The following is a 14740-nucleotide window of genomic DNA, read 5'->3' as shown; positions in this document are numbered from 1 at the left end:
TCTGGTGGATGACCGCCAGCTACTCCTCGGGCACGTCCGCCGCCCCGCTGCTGGGCGACACGATCCACGCGAACTTCGCCGCGACCGTCGCGCGCTTCGGCGACCGCGAGGCACTTGTCGACAAGGCCGCAGATCGCCGGTGGACGTACGCGGAGCTGGCACGTGAGGTCGACAAAGCCGCAGCCGGGCTGACGACGTTGGGCGTGCGCAAGGGCGACCGGGTCGGCATCTGGGCGCCGAACTGCGCGGAGTGGGTCTTCGTGCAGTACGCGACGGCCCGGATCGGCGCGATCCTGGTCAACGTCAACCCCGCCTACCGGGTGCACGAGCTGGAGTACGTGCTGAACCAGGCGGGCATCCACACGCTGGTGTCCGCGCGGACGTTCAAGACCTCCGACTACGAGGCGATGATCGCCGAGGTCCGCCCCCGGTGCCCCGAGCTGAGGAACGTCGTGTTCGTCGACGATCCACAGTGGACCGGTGACGAGATCCCGGACGTCGAGCTGGACCGAGACGACCCGATCAACATCCAGTACACGTCCGGCACCACGGGTTTCCCCAAGGGCGCCACGCTGTCGCACCACAACATCCTCAACAACGGCTACTTCGTCGGCGAGCTGATCAACTACACCGAGCGCGACCGCATCTGCGTGGTGCCGCCGTTCTACCACTGCTTCGGCATGGTGATGGGCAACCTCGCCGCCACCAGCCACGGCGCGTGCGTGGTGATCCCGGCACCGGCGTTCGACCCAGCGAAAACCCTTGCCGCAGTTCAGGAAGAGCGCTGCACGTCGTTGTACGGCGTGCCGACGATGTTCATCGCCATGCTCGACCTCGTCGACGGCTACGACCTGTCGTCGTTGCGCACCGGCATCATGGCGGGCTCGCCGTGCCCGGTCGAGGTGATGAAGCAGGTCGTCGACCGCATGGGCATGCGCGAGGTCTCGATCTGCTACGGCATGACCGAAACCTCCCCGGTGTCAACGCAAACGCGCGTCGACGACTCGCTCGACCGCCGCGTCGGCACGGTCGGCCGGGTCGGCCCCCACCTGGAGGTCAAGATCGTCGACCCGGAAACGGGCCTCACGGTGCCGCGCGGGGTGCCGGGGGAGCTGTGCACGCGGGGCTACTCCGTCATGCTCGGCTACTGGAACGAGCCCGAGAAGACGGCGGAGGCGGTGGACCGGGCGGGCTGGATGCACACCGGCGACCTCGCGGTGATGGACGACGACGACTACGTGAACATCACCGGGCGCATCAAGGACATGGTCATCCGCGGCGGCGAGAACATCTACCCGCGCGAGATCGAGGAGTTCCTCTACACGCACCCGGACGTGCTCGACGCCCAGGTGATCGGCGTGCCCGACACCAGGTACGGCGAGGAGCTCATGGCGTGGGTCCGCCTGCGCGAGGGCGCCGCACCGCTGACCGCCGAGGCCGTCCGCGAGTTCTGCACCGGCAAGCTGGCCCACTACAAGATCCCGCGGTACGTGCACGTGGTGGACGAGTTCCCGATGACCGTCACCGGGAAGATCCGCAAGGTGGAGATGCGGGCCAGGGCCGTGGAGCTGCTGAACCTCGACGACAGCGCGAAGCACGCCTAGGACGGCAGTTTCGGCTCGACCACCTTCATGACGTCCTCCGCGATCTCACATGCCCTGCCACCGGCCGCGGTGAGCATCGAGGTGGCCGCGACACCGTCGGGGTGCGTCAGCACCACGCTGCACGTGCCGGCACCGGTGGCGTTCTCGGCGCGCAGCCCGGAGTGCCGCCCGATCGTGATCGGTGACGTCTTCAACCCGTCCGGCTTCGCGAGGTACTGCTCAGGGGTGACGCCCGCGCGGAGGCTGACCATCATCGGCCCCACGTCGTCGGCGCCCCAGAAGCAGCTCGAACCGCTGGCGTAACCGTTCTTGAACCGGTGCGCGGTGAGCTGGGCGGGGTCGAACAGCCGGCACGCGGGCGTGTCGGCGGGTGTGGTCGACACCGGTGCGTACGGCTCGACCGGGGTGGCCGCGGGCGAGCAGCCGGACAGTCCGAAGGCGACGGTGAGCACGACGAGGCGTGGGGTGTTCACGGAGCGAAATCGTGCCGCGAATCAGGAATCCTCGCAGGTCACGAAGGGGTGAAAGGCCTCTTGCGAACGCGGTGTGACGCGCGCAGCATCGTGGGATTCCGTCGAAGGAGGCGCGCATGCTCACCGCCACCAGGACCACGACGATGCTGCCCGTCGAAGACCCCGAGCGGGCCGGGCACTTCTACGCGGACAAGCTCGGTCTCAAGCCCATCACCACCGCCTCGGACGGCACGCGGATCTTCGCGCTCGGCCAGGGCGACGCGTTGGGGCTGATGCCTGCGGAGAAGGGCGCCCAGACCGCGCACACGGTCCTCAGCTTCGAGGTGCCGAACCTCGAGGACGAGATCCGCGAGCTCGAGGACAGGGGCGTGCACTTCGAGGACTACGACCTGCCCGACTTCAAGACCGTCAACCACATCGCGGTGATGGGCACCGAACGCGCGGCGTGGTTCACCGACACCGAGGGCAACATCCTGTGCCTGCACGAGCTGTTGGGCGAGGAGGCCTGACGGTGAGTGCCCGATGAGAGGTCTTCCGCTCCTCGCCCCGACGAGGAGCGGAAGACCCTCATGGCACCTCGACGATCTCCTTGCCCAGCGGCACCAGCGAGACCTTCACCAGCTTGAAGTTGGCGAGGCCGAGCGGGATGCCGATGATCGTGACGCACAGGGCGATGCCGGTCATGATGTGGCCGATGGCGAGCCACAGGCCGGCGACGATGATCCAGATGATGTTGCCCAGCAACGACCCGGTGCCCGCGCCGGGCTTGTCGACGACCTCGCGGCCGAACGGCCACAGCGCGTAGTTCGCGATGCGGAACGACGCGATGCCCCACGGGATCGTGATGATCAGGATGCAGCAGATGAGGCCGGCGACCGCGTAGCCGACGGCCATCCAGAACCCGGCGAGCACCAGCCAGATCACGTTCAGGATGAGGCGCATACCTCCAATCTAAGCTCACGTCATGAAGTGGGGTGTGATCGCAACCGGCGGAATCGCGCAGACCGTGACCGCCGACATGCTGAAGGTCGAGGGCGTGCAGGTCCTCGCGGTGTCGTCGCGGGACGTCACGAGGGCGCAAGCGTTTGCCGAGCGGTTCGGCATCGAGCGCGCGTACGGCGACTACCACGAGCTCCTCGCCGATCCGGACGTCGAGGTCGTCTACGTCGCCACCCCGCACGGCCAGCACCACGAGGTCGCGCTCGCCGCGCTGGAGGCCGGCAAGCACGTGCTGTGCGAGAAGGCCTTCGCGCTGACGGTCGCGCAGGCCGAGGAGATGATCGAAAAGGCCCGGTCCAAGAAGAACCTCTTCCTCATGGAAGCCATGTGGACGCGGTTCAACCCGTTGATCCGCAAGGTCCACGAGGCCGTGCGCAACGGCGAGATCGGCGAGGTCCGGTCCGTCCGCGCGACGTTCGGCTTCGCGCACCCCTTCGACGCGAACGACCGGCTGTGGGCGAAGGAGGCGGGCGGCGGTGCGCTGCTCGACCTCGGCGTCTACCCCGTGGCCTTCGCGCACATGCTCCTCGGGGTTCCGCTGGAGATCCGCGCGTGGGGCGGCAAGGCACCGTCCGATGTGGACACCGATGCCGGGCTGCTGCTCGGCTACCCCGGTGGCGTCCACGCGTTGCTGAGCTGCTCGCTCGTCGCGAACCTCGGCTCCGAGGCGGAGATCCTCGGCACCGAGGGGCGCATCGACATCGCCGACCCGATGTTCAACGCCACCAGGGCGGTCATCAACGGCGTCGAGCACACCATCGAGGACGAGGGCTACACGCACCAGATCCGCGCGGTCGAGGAGTGCATCGCGGCCGGGCTCACCGAAAGCCCGGCGATCACCTGGCAGAACACCCTGGAAGTCATGCGCACGCTGGAAGAGGCCCTGCACCAGCTGGGCGTCGACTACACCGTCAGGTAGATCAGCGCTGCGGTCAGCACGTCTCCAGCGTGGCACGAGCCACTGTCACGACGGCGTCGATCGCGCTGTCGAGGTCGCCGCTCGGCATCAGCAGGTGGCTCAGCGCGAGCCGCACGGTCGTCTCCGCGGTGAGCCGCACGTGCCTGCCGGGGAAGTGCTCGCTGAGGTGCCGCTCGACGACCTCGGTCGCGTGGAACAGCACGGGATGTCCGCGGATCGTCAGGAACGGCAACAGGTCCTCGGCGTCCTGCCCGGTCAGCACGGCGGAGACCAGGCGGTCCTTCTCGGTCTGCTCGAAGGTGAAGCGGAACGCCGACCGCATCGCCTCCCACGGGTCCGGGTCCTGCCGCAGCCGGGTGACGATCCCGGAGAGGTACTCCTCGGTCCGCCACGCCGCGACGGCCTGGACGAGCCCTTCCTTGTTACCGAACTCGTTGTAGACGGTCTGCCTGCTCACCCCCGCGCGACTGGCGACCTCGATCATGCGCAACCCGTGGAACCCGCGGGCCGCGAGGAGGTCGGCGGCCGCGTCCAGCAAGAGCTCGGTGATGTCACTCACTCGATCAGCTTTACACAGATATGGATTTTGTATAGACGTAGAGTTGGGTTCTGTGCCGTTCACCGTTGGCTTCGACCTGGACATGACCCTCATCGACCCGCGACCGGGCATGGCGGCGGTGATGTACGAGGTGGGTGCCCGCACCGGGTACGACCTCGACGGCGACCACTTCGCGTCGAACCTCGGCCCGCCCCTCGACATGATCTACCGCGAGATGGGCGTGCCGGAGGAGGAGATCCCGGACCTCGTCACGCTCTTCCGCGCGCTGTACCCGGACGTCGTGATCCCGGCGACGGTCGCGCTGCCGGGAGCGGCCGCGGCGTTGCAGTGCGTACGCGAGCTGGGCGGCCGGACGATGGTCGTGACCGGCAAGTACCGCAAGAACGCGGCGCTGCACCTCGAAGCGCTGGGCTGGGAGGTCGACCACCTCTACGGCGAGCTGTGGTCGACCGGCAAGGCCGAGTCGCTCAAGCTGCACGAGGCCGCGATCTACGTCGGTGACCACGTGGGCGACATGCGGGGTGCCGCGGCTGCCGGAGCGCTGGGCGTCGGTGTGGTGACCGGGCCGTGTTCGCGGGCTGAGCTGGAGGGAGCGGGCGCCGCGGTCGTGCTGGACGACCTGCGGGAGTTCCCGGACTGGCTCAGGACTTCTTCCGGCGTGACTTCCTGATCACCGCGACGATCCCGAGCGCCAGGCCGATCGCCGGCAGGTAGGTCGCGGCGACGTTCAGCCACACCGGCAGGTCGCCGTGGCCGGTGGCGAAGAGCACGAAGACCGCGACGATCGCCAGCACGCCCACGGCGAACAGGCCGACAGCCAGCGGCAACATCTTCGAAGCGGTCATGGGAGCAGGGTAGTCGCGCTAACGGAGGTGCCCTCGGCAAGGTCTTCTGGCTACTCTGGTGAGACGCGTCCTGGGTACGCCTGGGGCGCGTTCGTTGTGCTTCAAGCAAGGGAATGGTGAGCGCAGTGCCGACCGGCAAGGTCAAGTGGTACGACACGGAGAAGGGCTTCGGGTTCGTCACCCAGGACGGTGGCGAGGACGTCTACGTCCGCAAATCCGCGTTGCCTCCGGGTGTCACCGGTTTGAAGGCCGGCCAGCGCATCGAGTTCGGCATGGCGGAGGGCCGTCGCGGCCCGCAGGCGCTGTCCGTGCGCCTGGTCGACCCCGCGCCGTCCGTCGCCGAGGCGCGCCGCCGTCCCGCGGAGGAGCTGCACGGCCTGATCGAGGACATGATCAAGCTCCTCGAGAACAAGGTGCAGCCCGACCTGCGCCGGGGCCGCTACCCGTCCGACAAGAAGAACATGAAGCTCATCGCCGAGGTCGTCCGGGCGGTGGCGCGGGACCTCGATCCGTAAAAAGATCGGCCGCATGTCTGAAGCGGACCGGATCGTCGAGTTCCTGTACGAAGTCGGCCAGCTCAAACGCCTGCCCAGAGCGGGGTGGCTCTTCGCCGGGGTGCAGCACCCCGAGTCGGTGGCCGCCCACTCGTTCCGGGTGGGTGTGCTGGCGTACGCGATCGCCGTCCAGGAGGGCGCGAACCCGGACCGGTCGGCGACGCTGGGCCTGTTCCACGACGTGCCGGAGACGCGGATCGGCGACATCCCGTACGTCGGCAAGCTCTACGTCGACGTGCGGGTGCGGCCGGAGGAAGTGGCCCGCGACCAGGTGCGGCACCTGCCCGCACCGCTGGCCGCGCACATCGAGGCGCTGGTCGCCGAGCACGAGGCCGCCAAGGACATCGACCACACGCCGGAAGCGCGCTGCTCCCGTGACGCCGACAAGCTCGAACTGCTGCTGCAGGCGCGGGAGTACCAGGCCGCGGGGATCACGAAGATGGAGCGGTTCATCCAGACCATGCAGGCGTCGGTGGTCACCGACACCGGCAAGGCCCTGATGGACAGCGCTCTGCGGATCGTCCCCAGCGAGTGGTGGGAAGCCTTCGGCAAACGCTAGCCGCCCTGCCCGCCTGCTGGGCAGTTACGTGGATGAAGGGCGCCTTCATCCACGCCAGGTGGAGGAAGGCGCCCTTCATCCACCTCACCAGACGGCGAGATGCGAACACGACTTCCGGCTACCTGCTCAGCTGCTTGACCGCACGCGGGGCCCTTGCGTACGCCAGGAGAGCACGAAAGCTCCCCGCGTGCTTTCAGCGAGCGACGTCGACGACCCAGGAACCGCGCATCAGCGGCTGGCCGGACGCCAGCACCGCGCCGGCCGCCTCGTGCACCTCGATGCGCAGCAGCTGGTCGTTCTGGTTCGGCACGGCGAGGGTGTAGGAGAAGTTGTCGCCCTTGCCGAGCAACGGCGAGGAGCAGCCCTCCTGCACCTTGGCGGCGTTCTCGTACACGCACACGACCTCCCAGAGGCCGTCGGCGAGCTGACCGTCCACCGAGATCTGCACGACCTTGCCCGGCGGCACCTTCAGCGTGCCGGGCGCGTTCTTCTCGGCGCAGTTGTCGCCGACGGCGTTGCAGTAGATCGTCGGTTCGATGCGGATGGTCTTGCCGTTCGCGTGGAACGTGACCTCGGGATCGTGCTGCGGCAGGCCGCAGCCGGTCAGCACGAGGGCGCTGGCGGCCATTACAGAAGCAAGTCGACGCACGTCAGGCAGCCTACGGGGTGGCGTGGGCAGGCCTGCGGACGAGCCTGTGCAACAGCCGTTGCAGCGAGGTGCCGTTGCGGTAGGTCCACGTCTGGGCGAGGCCCAGCGCGAGCAGCACGGCCAGCACCAGGAAGCCGATCCAGAACGTCGCGGGCAGCAGCACGCCCAGCGCGCCACCGAAGACCCACGCGAGCTGCAGGATCGTCTCCGAGCGCCCGAACGCCGACGCGCGCGACTCCTCCGGCAGGTCGTCCTGGATCACCGCGTCCAGGCTGATCTTGGCCAGCGACGACGCGGTGGCGCCCAGCAGGGCGACGACCGCGGCGGTGACGAGACCGGGCAACGCGGCGGCGACGATCGTGGCCACCAGCGACGTGCCGACGCAGGCGAGGACCACCTCGTCGGGTTTGCCGAAGTGCTGGCGCGCGCCGATCGCGTTGCCCAGGAAGCTGCCCGCACCGGCCGCGCTCGCGATCACCCCGAGCAGGAGCAGCTGCTGCACCGGTTCGCCCTCGGTCTGCGCGCGGACCACGAAGGCGGCGAACAACGTCAGGAACCCGGTCAGCATGCGGATGGAACCGTTGCCCCACAACGCGACCACGATGTGCCGGGACATGCGTTGCCGGGCGGGCCTCGAGCGCAGTGTCGCCGGTACCTCGCCCTCGGTGACCTCGACCCACGCCGGGATCTTCATGCACAGCCACGCGTTCGCCAGGCACAGCACCGCGGTGAACCACAGCGCGCCCGGCGAGCCGAAGATCTTCGCGAACCCGGCCGCGAACGCCCCGAACACCGCACCTGCGGCGAGACCGAAAACGGTCATGCGCGCGTTGGTCTTGGACAGCGTGATGTCCGGCGGCAACACGCGTGGCGTGATCGCGGACTTGAGGACGGTGAAGGACTTCGACAGGACCATGCTGCCCAGCGCCGCCGGGTACAGCAGCCAGTTGTCGAAGTTCAGCGCCATCACGATCGACAGCACGATCCGCAGCACGCAGGACGCGGCCAGGGCCAGCCTCCGGCCGCGCTGGATCCGGTCCAGCAACGGCCCGATCACCGGCGCGACCAGCGCGAACGGCGCGACCGTGATCAGCAGGTACAGCGCGACCTTGGTCTTGGACTCCGCGGACGCGGCACTGAAGAAGAGCGTGTTCGCGAGCGCCACGGCCATCGCGGCATCGGCGGCGTAGTTCATCATCACCGCGTAGGTGACCGACGACATGCCGGACTTCTTGGCGCCGTCGGCGTGGGCCGCGCGCCGGAACGCGGCGACGGCCTGCTGGGAGAGCTGCTTGCTGCGGAACCAGGCGACGCGCGTGACCGTGAGCTTCTTCGGCGGCTTGGGCGTCGGGGTGGTCTGCTGGTCCTGGCCGGGCAGCGGGCGGGTCTGCTGAGGGCGTTTCGGCGGGGGCTGGAAACCGTGCTCGGACGCCGGTCCGCGGCGCGGCCGCGGCTGGTACTCGTCGTCCTGCCACGGGTAGCGCTTCGGAGTCGGCTGGTCACTCCACCCGCGGTTGCCCGTCACACCCTCAATCCTGCCCCATTCCGTTGAACCTCACTCGGAAGATGGTCGGCCAGTTCTTGCCTGTGACCAGGAACTCGGCGGTACCGGGGACGTGCGCGATGCCGTTGAGCACGTCCGCGTTCGGGTCGGAAGGCTTGAGCGAGGACAGGTCGTAGGTGTTGGTCACCTGACCGCCGGCCGGGTCGATGCGGACGATCTCGTCGGTCTTCCACACGTTCGCCCACACCTTGCCGCCGACGCACTCCAGCTCGTTGAGCTGGGTCAGCGGCTTGCCGCCACGGGTGACCTGCACACTTCCCGTCGCGGAGAACGACTTCGGGTCGCGGAACGTCAGCTTCGCGCTGCCGTCGCTCATGATCAGCCGCTTGCCGTCGTCGCAGATGCCCCAGCCCTCGCCCTGGTACTGGACGCGGCGGACCTCGTTCAGCGTCCTGCGGTCGCGTTCGATCGCGACGCCGTTGCGCCACGTGATCTGCCAGATGGTGTCGCCGACGACCGTGATGCCTTCGCCGAAGAAGTTCTCAGGAAGATCGACTTTCTGCCGCACCTCGCCGGTCGAGGGGTCGAGCGTGCGCATGGTCGACTGGCCCTCCAGGCCGGTGCCCTCGTAGAGGACGCCGTCGACCAGTTCCAACCCCTGGGTGAACGCCGAGGTGTCGTGCGGAATCTTCTGCAGAACTTCTACCTGCGGTTTTGCTTGTTGCTGCGTCGAGCAGGCGGCCAGAACGACCGCGAGGACCAGCCAGACGGGTGAGCGCACCCCACGGAGGGTGGCACGAGTTTTCGTCCCGGCGAAGACCTGCGGCACAATTCACCACGTGAACGCCACGCAACTGCTCGCCGACGCCGTTGACCTCGCCCGCGCCGCCGCGCAGGAGGAAGCCGGGTTGGAACGCGTCGGCGCTCACGTCGGGGTGCAGCGCGAGGACGAGTACTCGGTGACGCACCTGTTCGAGGCCGAGCACGCGGGCTACCGCGGCTGGAACTGGGCCGTGACCGTCGCCTACGCGGGCGAGGGCACGCCGGTGTCGGTCAGCGAGGTCGTGCTGCTGCCCGGTCAGGACGCCCTGGTCGCGCCCGAGTGGGTGCCGTGGAGCGAACGGGTCCGCGCCGGCGACCTCGGTGTCGGCGACCTGCTGCCGCCCCGCGAGAACGACCCGCGCCTGGTCGAGGCCTACGTGCAGTCCGACGACCCGGCGATCGAGGAGGTCGCGCTGGAGATCGGCCTCGGCCGTCAGCGCGTGCTGTCCCGCGAGGGCCGCCTCGACGCCGCGGAACGCTGGGTGTCCTCCGACTTCGGCCCCCGCTCCGACATGGCCCGCAGCGCTCCCGCGCACTGCGGCACGTGCGGCTTCTACACCCGCGTGGCCGGCGCGTTCGGTGCCGCGTTCGGCGTCTGCGCGAACGAGATCTCGCCCGCCGACGGCCACGTCGTGCACGTCGAGTACGGCTGCGGCGCGCACTCCCAGGCCGAGGTGGAGATGGGCTCGATCGTGCCGGTCGCCGACCTCGTGTACGACGACGCGCAGCTGGACGTCACGGAGTGACCGACCCGTTCGGAACCGAGGCCCTGCGCACCTCGGTTCTCGCCGCGTGGCGTGGTTCGCCCACCCGCTTCCGCGAAGACGCGAACGCCGAGGAAGACCTGCGTCTCGGTGGCTACCGGGACCGGTTGCTGATCGAGCTCGCCCAGAACGCGGCTGACGCGGCAGGTGCCGAGCCGGGTGTGTTGCGGATCACTCTCGTGGGCGGTGAGCTGCGTGCCGCGAACACGGGTGCGCCGCTGACCGCCGCGGGCGTCGCTGCTCTGGCTTCTCTTCGTGCGTCGGCCAAGGAGTCCGGCGTCGGGCAGTTCGGTGTCGGGTTCGCGGCCGTGCTGGCGGTTACGGACGCACCGCGGGTGGTGTCCGTGTCCGGTGGCGTGGAGTTCTCCGCCGAGCGGACGCGGGCCGAGGTGCCGGAGCTGGCGTCCGAGCGCGGCGGTGACGTGCCGGTGCTCCGGCTGGTCTGGCCCTGCGCCGAGTCCGTTCCCGAGGGCTTCACGACCGAGGTGCGGCTGCCGCTGAAGGTCGACCTCTCGCTGGACGACCTGGCCGCCGAGGTGCCGGACCTGCTGCTGGCGCTGCCCGGCCTGCGTCGCATCGAGGTCGGTTCCCAGTCGTGGGAACGCTTCGTCACCGCCGACGGCGTGGTCACCATCGGCTCGACCCGCTGGCTGGTCGAGCAGGCGACCGGTGAGCTGCCGGCCGAGCTCGTCCAGGGCGTCGAGCACCGTCCCGAGTGGACGGTCACCTGGGCGTACCCGCTGGACTCCCCGCTCGGCGAGGACGTGCTGCACGCGCCCACGCCGACCGACGAGCGCCTGTCGCTGCCCGCGCGGTTGATCGCCACCCTGCCGGTCGAGCCGTCACGCCGGCGGATCCTGCCCGGTGCGGCCTCGTGGTCGGTGCTGGACGCCGCCGCCGCTCTGTACCCCGCGCTCGTGGAACGGCTGCCTGCGGTCGAGCGGACCGCGCTGGTGCCGCTGCCGGGCTTCCCGCTGTCCGAAGTGGACGATCGATTGCGGTCGGCGGTGATCCGTTCGCTGCGTGCTGCCGCTTGGCTGCCGCTGGCTTCCGGCGAGTGGATCGCGCCTTCCCGGGCTCGGGTGCTGGACGTGGGTTCCGAGGAGCTCGTCGAGCTGGTCGAGGACGCGCTGCCCGGACTGCTGGACGCCGAGCTGTCCGCGCCGGTGCACGCGAAGGCGTTGGCGGCGCTGGAAGTTCCGCGCGTGTCGACGGCCGAGGTGGTGGCCGCGCTCGCCGGTGTTTCCGGTGATCCCGGCTGGTGGCGGGACGTCTACGCGGCTTTCGAGCCGTTGGCCGAGGTCGATCCGGACGTGCGGGAGGCCCTGCAGTCGTTGCCGGTCCCGTTGGCCGACGGTCGCACGGTGACCGGGCCGCGGACGACGTTGATCGCCGACGAGCCGTTGCCGGGGCTGCGGGTGGTGCACCCGGACGCGGTGCACCCGTTGCTGGTCCGGCTCGGCGCGGTCGAGGCGGGCGCTGCGGAGCTGCTCGCCGATCCTTCGTTGCGCGAGAGCGTGGCGCGGTCGGTGGAGGACGCCGAGGCCGGGCTCGAGACCGACGATCTGATCGAGACCGTGCTGCGGTTGGTCGACCGGGCCGCGGTGCGTGCCGGTGAGGAGCCCTGGCTGGGGGCGTTGGCGCTGCCCGACGCAGCTGGTGAGTGGCACCGGGCCGATGAGCTCCTGCTGCCCGACTCGCCGCTCGTGGGTGTGGTCGAGGCAGACGCTTTTCCGTTGCTGTCCAAGGAGATCGCCGAGGCGTACCCGCGTGCCGCGCTCGTGGCGGTCGGGGTGGTCGACGGGTTCTCGCTGGTGATCGACGACGAGCCGTCCGGGCCTGATCACGACCTGCCGGACGAGTCCGCGTGGTGGTCGTCCGTGCCGGACGAGCCTGCGCGCGTGGTGGCGGTCCGGGACCTGGATCTCGTCGCCGACTGGCCGGCCGCGTTGCGGTTGCTGGCCGCTGATCCGGTCACGTGGCGGGCGGTCACCGAGCCGGACGGGTACACCGGCTGGTGGATCGCCCGGCACGCGACCCTGGCCGGGAAGGCGCCGCGGGAGTACCGGCTGGCCGACGCTTCGTTGCTGGACGGGCTGTTCGACGTCGTCCCGGAGCTGGAGCTGCCGGAACACGTGTTGCGGGCCGCCGGGGTTCGGTCGACGCTGGAGATCTGGGACGACGACGATGCCGAGTTCGTGCTGGAGCGGTTGGGGGATGCGGACCGGGCCATCGCGGATGCCGTGGTGCTGCGGGCGTACGCGGCTTTGCCGGAGGGCGACTTCGCTCCGCCTGAACGGGTTCGGGTGCTGTCCGGCGAGGTCGTCGTCGCCGATGACGTCGTAGTGCTCGACCATCCCTGGTTGCTCGGGGTGGTACCGGCTTCGCGGGTGTTGCTCGCTGACGGGTCCGAGGAGCTCGCCGACCTGTTGGACCTGGCGCTCGCCTCCGAGGAGTTCGACGGGTCGCCCGATCACGTTGGCGAGGTCGTGCGGTGGCATGACCTCGGGGCGGTCCGGATGGCTTGCGAGCTGCTGGAGGTCGCGCTGCCGGACGGGGTGGTCGTGGTGCACGACGAGCTCGTGGTCGACGGGCAGCGGGTCGAGTGGTGGATGGCCGACGGGGTGCCGCACGCCGCGGACACGCCTGAGGGCCTCGCGCGTGCGCTGGCCTGGGTGACGCAGCGGTGGGAGGACCGGCACGCGTTCGCCGCGCTGATCACCGATCCGACGGCTGCAACTCTGCTGGGCTGAGCTCGGTCTGCCTGCGCAGGCGCGGCTTCGCGATGTCGCCGCGCCGCACCAGGATGATCCACGCGGTCGCGGTCACCAGCACGGACACGATGCCGCCGACGATGATCGGCGCGCGGCCGTTGATCTCGCCCAGCCACCCCATCAGCGGGCCGCCGACGGGGTTGCCGCCCAGGAACACGAGCATGTAGATGCCCATCACGCGGCCGCGCATCTCGGGTTCCACGGCCAGTTGGATGGTGGCGTTGGCGGTGGTGTTGAACGTCATCATCGCGATGCCCACCGGGATCATCATGAGACCGCTCAGGAGCATCGTCGGCATCATCCCGGAGACGATCTCCAGCAGACCGAAGACCACACCGGCGCCGATGAAGACGGACAGGCGCGGGGTTTTGCGGCGGGCCGCCCAGGCCGCGCCCGCGAAGGTGCCCACCGCGATGAGGGTGGAGAGAAGGCCGTAGGCGTCGGCGTCGCCGCCGAAGACGTTGCGGGCCAGGATCGCGAGGGTCATGTAGAAGTTCATGCCGAAGGTGGCGATGAAGAAGACCAGCAGCATCACGGTCAGCAGGTCGGGGCGGTGCCGCACGTACTTCAGGCCGGAGAGCAGCTGGCCCTTTTCGCGCGGCACGGGTTCGGAGCGCTGCAGTTGCGAGGTGCGCATCAGCCAGATGCCCAGCACCACGCCCACGAAGCTGATGGCGTTGGCCAGGAAGACCCAGCCGGTGCCGATGGCCACGACGGTCACGCCTGCGATGGCCGGGCCGACGATGCGCGCCAGGTTGAACATCATGGAGTTGATCGCCACGGCGTTGGTCAACGACTCGCGGCCGACCATCTCGACCACGAAGGACTGGCGGACCGGGGTTTCCACGGCGGAGAAGCAGCCGAGCAGGAAGCAGAGCACGAAGACGTGCCAGAGCTGCACGACGCCGGTGACGTCCAGCAGGCCCAGCGCCAGGGCGCAGATGCCCAGCGCGGATTCGAGCCACAGCAGGAGTTTGCGCTTGTCGCTGCGGTCGGCCAGCACGCCGCCCCACATGGAGAGCAGCAGCACGGGGAGGAACTGCAGGGAGGCCGCGACGCCGAGGGCGAGGGAGGAGCCGTTGGTGAGCTCCAGGACCAGCCAGTCCTGAGCCACGCGCTGCATCCACACGCCCACCAGCGAGATGATCTGGCCGCTGGCGTAGAGGCGATAGTTGTAGATGGCTAAGGATCCGAACATTCCGGTACGACGAGGTGGCGAAGTGTCTGCTCCACCACCCGCGTAACCGGCCACGTCGTTACTGCCCCGCCATCCTGTCGATGATCTCGGCGGCCTGGGAGAGCAGGGCCCGTTCCTCGGGCTCCAGCTCCGCCAGCCGCTTGTCCAGCCACGCCTCGCGCGCGGTGATCTCGTCTTCCAGGTACGACAAGCCTTCGCCGGTCAGCTCGACGATGGCTTGACGGCCGTCGGTGGGGTGCGGGCTCCGCGTGGCGAAGCCGAACTCCTCCAGGGCGGCGATCACGCGCGTCATCGACGGCGGCTGCACGCCTTCCTTGGCCGCCAGCTCGCCTGGCGTCAGCGGTCCGCACTTGTGCAGCGTCGAGAGCGCGGACACCTGCGTCAGCGACACCGACGAGTTGGTGCGCTGCGCCCGCAGGCGACGGTTGAGGCGGACCACGGCAAGCCTGAGCTTGCTCGCCAGTCCGTGCTGTTCGGTCGCCACGTAGTTAGCATACCTCACGAAATAGTTTCCTGC

17 protein-coding genes are annotated in these 14740 nt (G+C 69.3%); 8 read left to right on the top strand and 9 right to left on the bottom strand.

The window, feature by feature from the left end; genetic code table 11:
* The first annotated feature begins 8 nt into the window (after positions 1–8).
* On the top strand, positions 9–1604 hold the full coding sequence (locus ABZV40_RS29850) for an AMP-binding protein (protein ID WP_355448700.1): 1596 nt from the start codon (positions 9–11) through the stop codon (positions 1602–1604).
* Here ABZV40_RS29850 and ABZV40_RS29845 read toward each other — a convergent pair.
* Positions 1601–2077 (bottom strand): DUF3558 family protein, encoded by a 477-nt coding sequence (locus ABZV40_RS29845; protein ID WP_355448697.1) that lies wholly within the window; start codon positions 2075–2077, stop codon positions 1601–1603. The two genes, ABZV40_RS29850 and ABZV40_RS29845, sit on opposite strands and share 4 nt — an antisense overlap.
* A gap of 116 nt (positions 2078–2193) precedes the next feature.
* Between ABZV40_RS29845 and ABZV40_RS29840 the strand changes: the two genes are divergently transcribed.
* Positions 2194–2586, top strand: coding sequence for a VOC family protein (locus tag ABZV40_RS29840; protein WP_355448694.1), 393 nt, complete (start codon positions 2194–2196; stop codon positions 2584–2586).
* 58 nt (positions 2587–2644) lie between these two features.
* Here the strand turns inward: ABZV40_RS29840 and ABZV40_RS29835 are convergent, their stop codons facing one another.
* Positions 2645–3019, bottom strand: a complete 375-nt coding sequence (locus ABZV40_RS29835; RefSeq protein ID WP_355448691.1) for a YccF domain-containing protein — start codon at positions 3017–3019, stop codon at positions 2645–2647.
* A gap of 22 nt (positions 3020–3041) precedes the next feature.
* On the opposite strand from ABZV40_RS29835, the gene ABZV40_RS29830 reads away from it, so the two are divergent.
* Positions 3042–3995, top strand: coding sequence for a Gfo/Idh/MocA family oxidoreductase (locus tag ABZV40_RS29830; RefSeq protein ID WP_355448688.1), 954 nt, complete (start codon positions 3042–3044; stop codon positions 3993–3995).
* 13 nt (positions 3996–4008) lie between these two features.
* On the opposite strand, the gene ABZV40_RS29825 is transcribed toward ABZV40_RS29830, so the two are convergent.
* Positions 4009–4554, bottom strand: a complete 546-nt coding sequence (locus ABZV40_RS29825) for a TetR family transcriptional regulator (protein ID WP_355448685.1) — start codon at positions 4552–4554, stop codon at positions 4009–4011.
* A gap of 52 nt (positions 4555–4606) precedes the next feature.
* On the opposite strand from ABZV40_RS29825, the gene ABZV40_RS29820 reads away from it, so the two are divergent.
* Complete coding sequence (locus ABZV40_RS29820) at positions 4607–5224, top strand: HAD hydrolase-like protein (RefSeq protein ID WP_355448682.1); 618 nt, start codon at positions 4607–4609, stop codon at positions 5222–5224.
* Here the strand turns inward: ABZV40_RS29820 and ABZV40_RS29815 are convergent.
* Entirely contained in the window at positions 5196–5399 is a 204-nt protein-coding gene (locus ABZV40_RS29815; protein ID WP_355448679.1) for a hypothetical protein, read from the bottom strand. The genes ABZV40_RS29820 and ABZV40_RS29815 overlap by 29 nt on opposite strands.
* A 125-nt stretch (positions 5400–5524) precedes the next feature.
* Here ABZV40_RS29815 and ABZV40_RS29810 point away from each other — a divergent pair, with 125 nt between their 5' ends.
* Both ABZV40_RS29810 and ABZV40_RS29805 read left to right on the top strand, forming a co-directional pair.
* Positions 5525–5914 (top strand): cold-shock protein, encoded by a 390-nt coding sequence (locus ABZV40_RS29810; RefSeq protein WP_090055465.1) that lies wholly within the window; start codon positions 5525–5527, stop codon positions 5912–5914.
* A gap of 13 nt (positions 5915–5927) precedes the next feature.
* Entirely contained in the window at positions 5928–6512 is a 585-nt protein-coding gene (locus ABZV40_RS29805; RefSeq protein ID WP_355448676.1) for an HD family hydrolase, read from the top strand.
* Positions 6513–6705: 193 nt separating this feature from the next.
* Here the strand turns inward: ABZV40_RS29805 and ABZV40_RS29800 are convergent, their stop codons facing one another.
* The 3 genes from ABZV40_RS29800 to ABZV40_RS29790 are packed head-to-tail and all read right to left on the bottom strand — an operon-like array spanning position 6706 to position 9446.
* Positions 6706–7140: a DUF2771 family protein gene (locus ABZV40_RS29800; protein WP_355448673.1), complete on the bottom strand. Its 435-nt coding sequence runs from the start codon at positions 7138–7140 to the stop codon at positions 6706–6708.
* Between the two features lie 31 nt (positions 7141–7171).
* Positions 7172–8686: an MFS transporter gene (locus ABZV40_RS29795; protein WP_355448670.1), complete on the bottom strand. Its 1515-nt coding sequence runs from the start codon at positions 8684–8686 to the stop codon at positions 7172–7174.
* Between the two features lie 4 nt (positions 8687–8690).
* Positions 8691–9446, bottom strand: coding sequence for a glutaminyl-peptide cyclotransferase (locus ABZV40_RS29790; RefSeq protein ID WP_355448667.1), 756 nt, complete (start codon positions 9444–9446; stop codon positions 8691–8693).
* Between the two features lie 58 nt (positions 9447–9504).
* On the opposite strand from ABZV40_RS29790, the gene ABZV40_RS29785 reads away from it, so the two are divergent.
* Together ABZV40_RS29785 and ABZV40_RS29780 are read left to right on the top strand one after the other, a co-directional pair.
* Positions 9505–10233, top strand: coding sequence for a DUF3027 domain-containing protein (locus ABZV40_RS29785; protein ID WP_355448664.1), 729 nt, complete (start codon positions 9505–9507; stop codon positions 10231–10233).
* A complete protein-coding gene (locus tag ABZV40_RS29780) occupies positions 10230–13004 on the top strand; it encodes a hypothetical protein (protein ID WP_355448661.1) in 2775 nt (924 codons plus the stop codon). The genes ABZV40_RS29785 and ABZV40_RS29780 overlap by 4 nt, the downstream gene beginning before the upstream one ends.
* Here ABZV40_RS29780 and ABZV40_RS29775 read toward each other — a convergent pair.
* Positions 12970–14223 carry an MFS transporter gene (locus tag ABZV40_RS29775; RefSeq protein WP_355448659.1) on the bottom strand — a complete coding sequence of 418 codons (1254 nt, stop codon included), beginning with the start codon at positions 14221–14223 and terminating at the stop codon, positions 12970–12972. The genes ABZV40_RS29780 and ABZV40_RS29775 overlap by 35 nt on opposite strands.
* Before the next feature lie 58 nt (positions 14224–14281).
* Complete coding sequence (locus tag ABZV40_RS29770; RefSeq protein ID WP_355448656.1) at positions 14282–14707, bottom strand: MarR family transcriptional regulator; 426 nt, start codon at positions 14705–14707, stop codon at positions 14282–14284.
* Between the last annotated feature and the right edge of the window lie 33 nt (positions 14708–14740).

Origin of the sequence: Lentzea sp. NPDC004782, from assembly GCF_040609115.1 — a bacterium.
GTDB lineage: Bacteria > Actinomycetota > Actinomycetes > Mycobacteriales > Pseudonocardiaceae > Lentzea.
Note: the sequence above shows the minus strand (reverse complement) of the source record. Positions and strands in the feature narration are given on the sequence as shown.

What these genes read in the sequence shown, in the direction of transcription:
- ABZV40_RS29805 (WP_355448676.1), top strand. Translation starts at nt 5,928, where the DNA reads ATGTCTGAAGCGGACCGGATCGTCGAGTTCCTGTACGAAGTCGGCCAG.
- ABZV40_RS29775 (WP_355448659.1), bottom strand. Translation starts at nt 14,223, where the DNA reads ATGTTCGGATCCTTAGCCATCTACAACTATCGCCTCTACGCCAGCGGC.
- ABZV40_RS29850 (WP_355448700.1), top strand. Translation starts at nt 9, where the DNA reads ATGACCGCCAGCTACTCCTCGGGCACGTCCGCCGCCCCGCTGCTGGGC.
- ABZV40_RS29840 (WP_355448694.1), top strand. Translation starts at nt 2,194, where the DNA reads ATGCTCACCGCCACCAGGACCACGACGATGCTGCCCGTCGAAGACCCC.
- ABZV40_RS29830 (WP_355448688.1), top strand. Translation starts at nt 3,042, where the DNA reads ATGAAGTGGGGTGTGATCGCAACCGGCGGAATCGCGCAGACCGTGACC.
- ABZV40_RS29800 (WP_355448673.1), bottom strand. Translation starts at nt 7,140, where the DNA reads ATGGCCGCCAGCGCCCTCGTGCTGACCGGCTGCGGCCTGCCGCAGCAC.
- ABZV40_RS29815 (WP_355448679.1), bottom strand. Translation starts at nt 5,399, where the DNA reads ATGACCGCTTCGAAGATGTTGCCGCTGGCTGTCGGCCTGTTCGCCGTG.
- ABZV40_RS29835 (WP_355448691.1), bottom strand. Translation starts at nt 3,019, where the DNA reads ATGCGCCTCATCCTGAACGTGATCTGGCTGGTGCTCGCCGGGTTCTGG.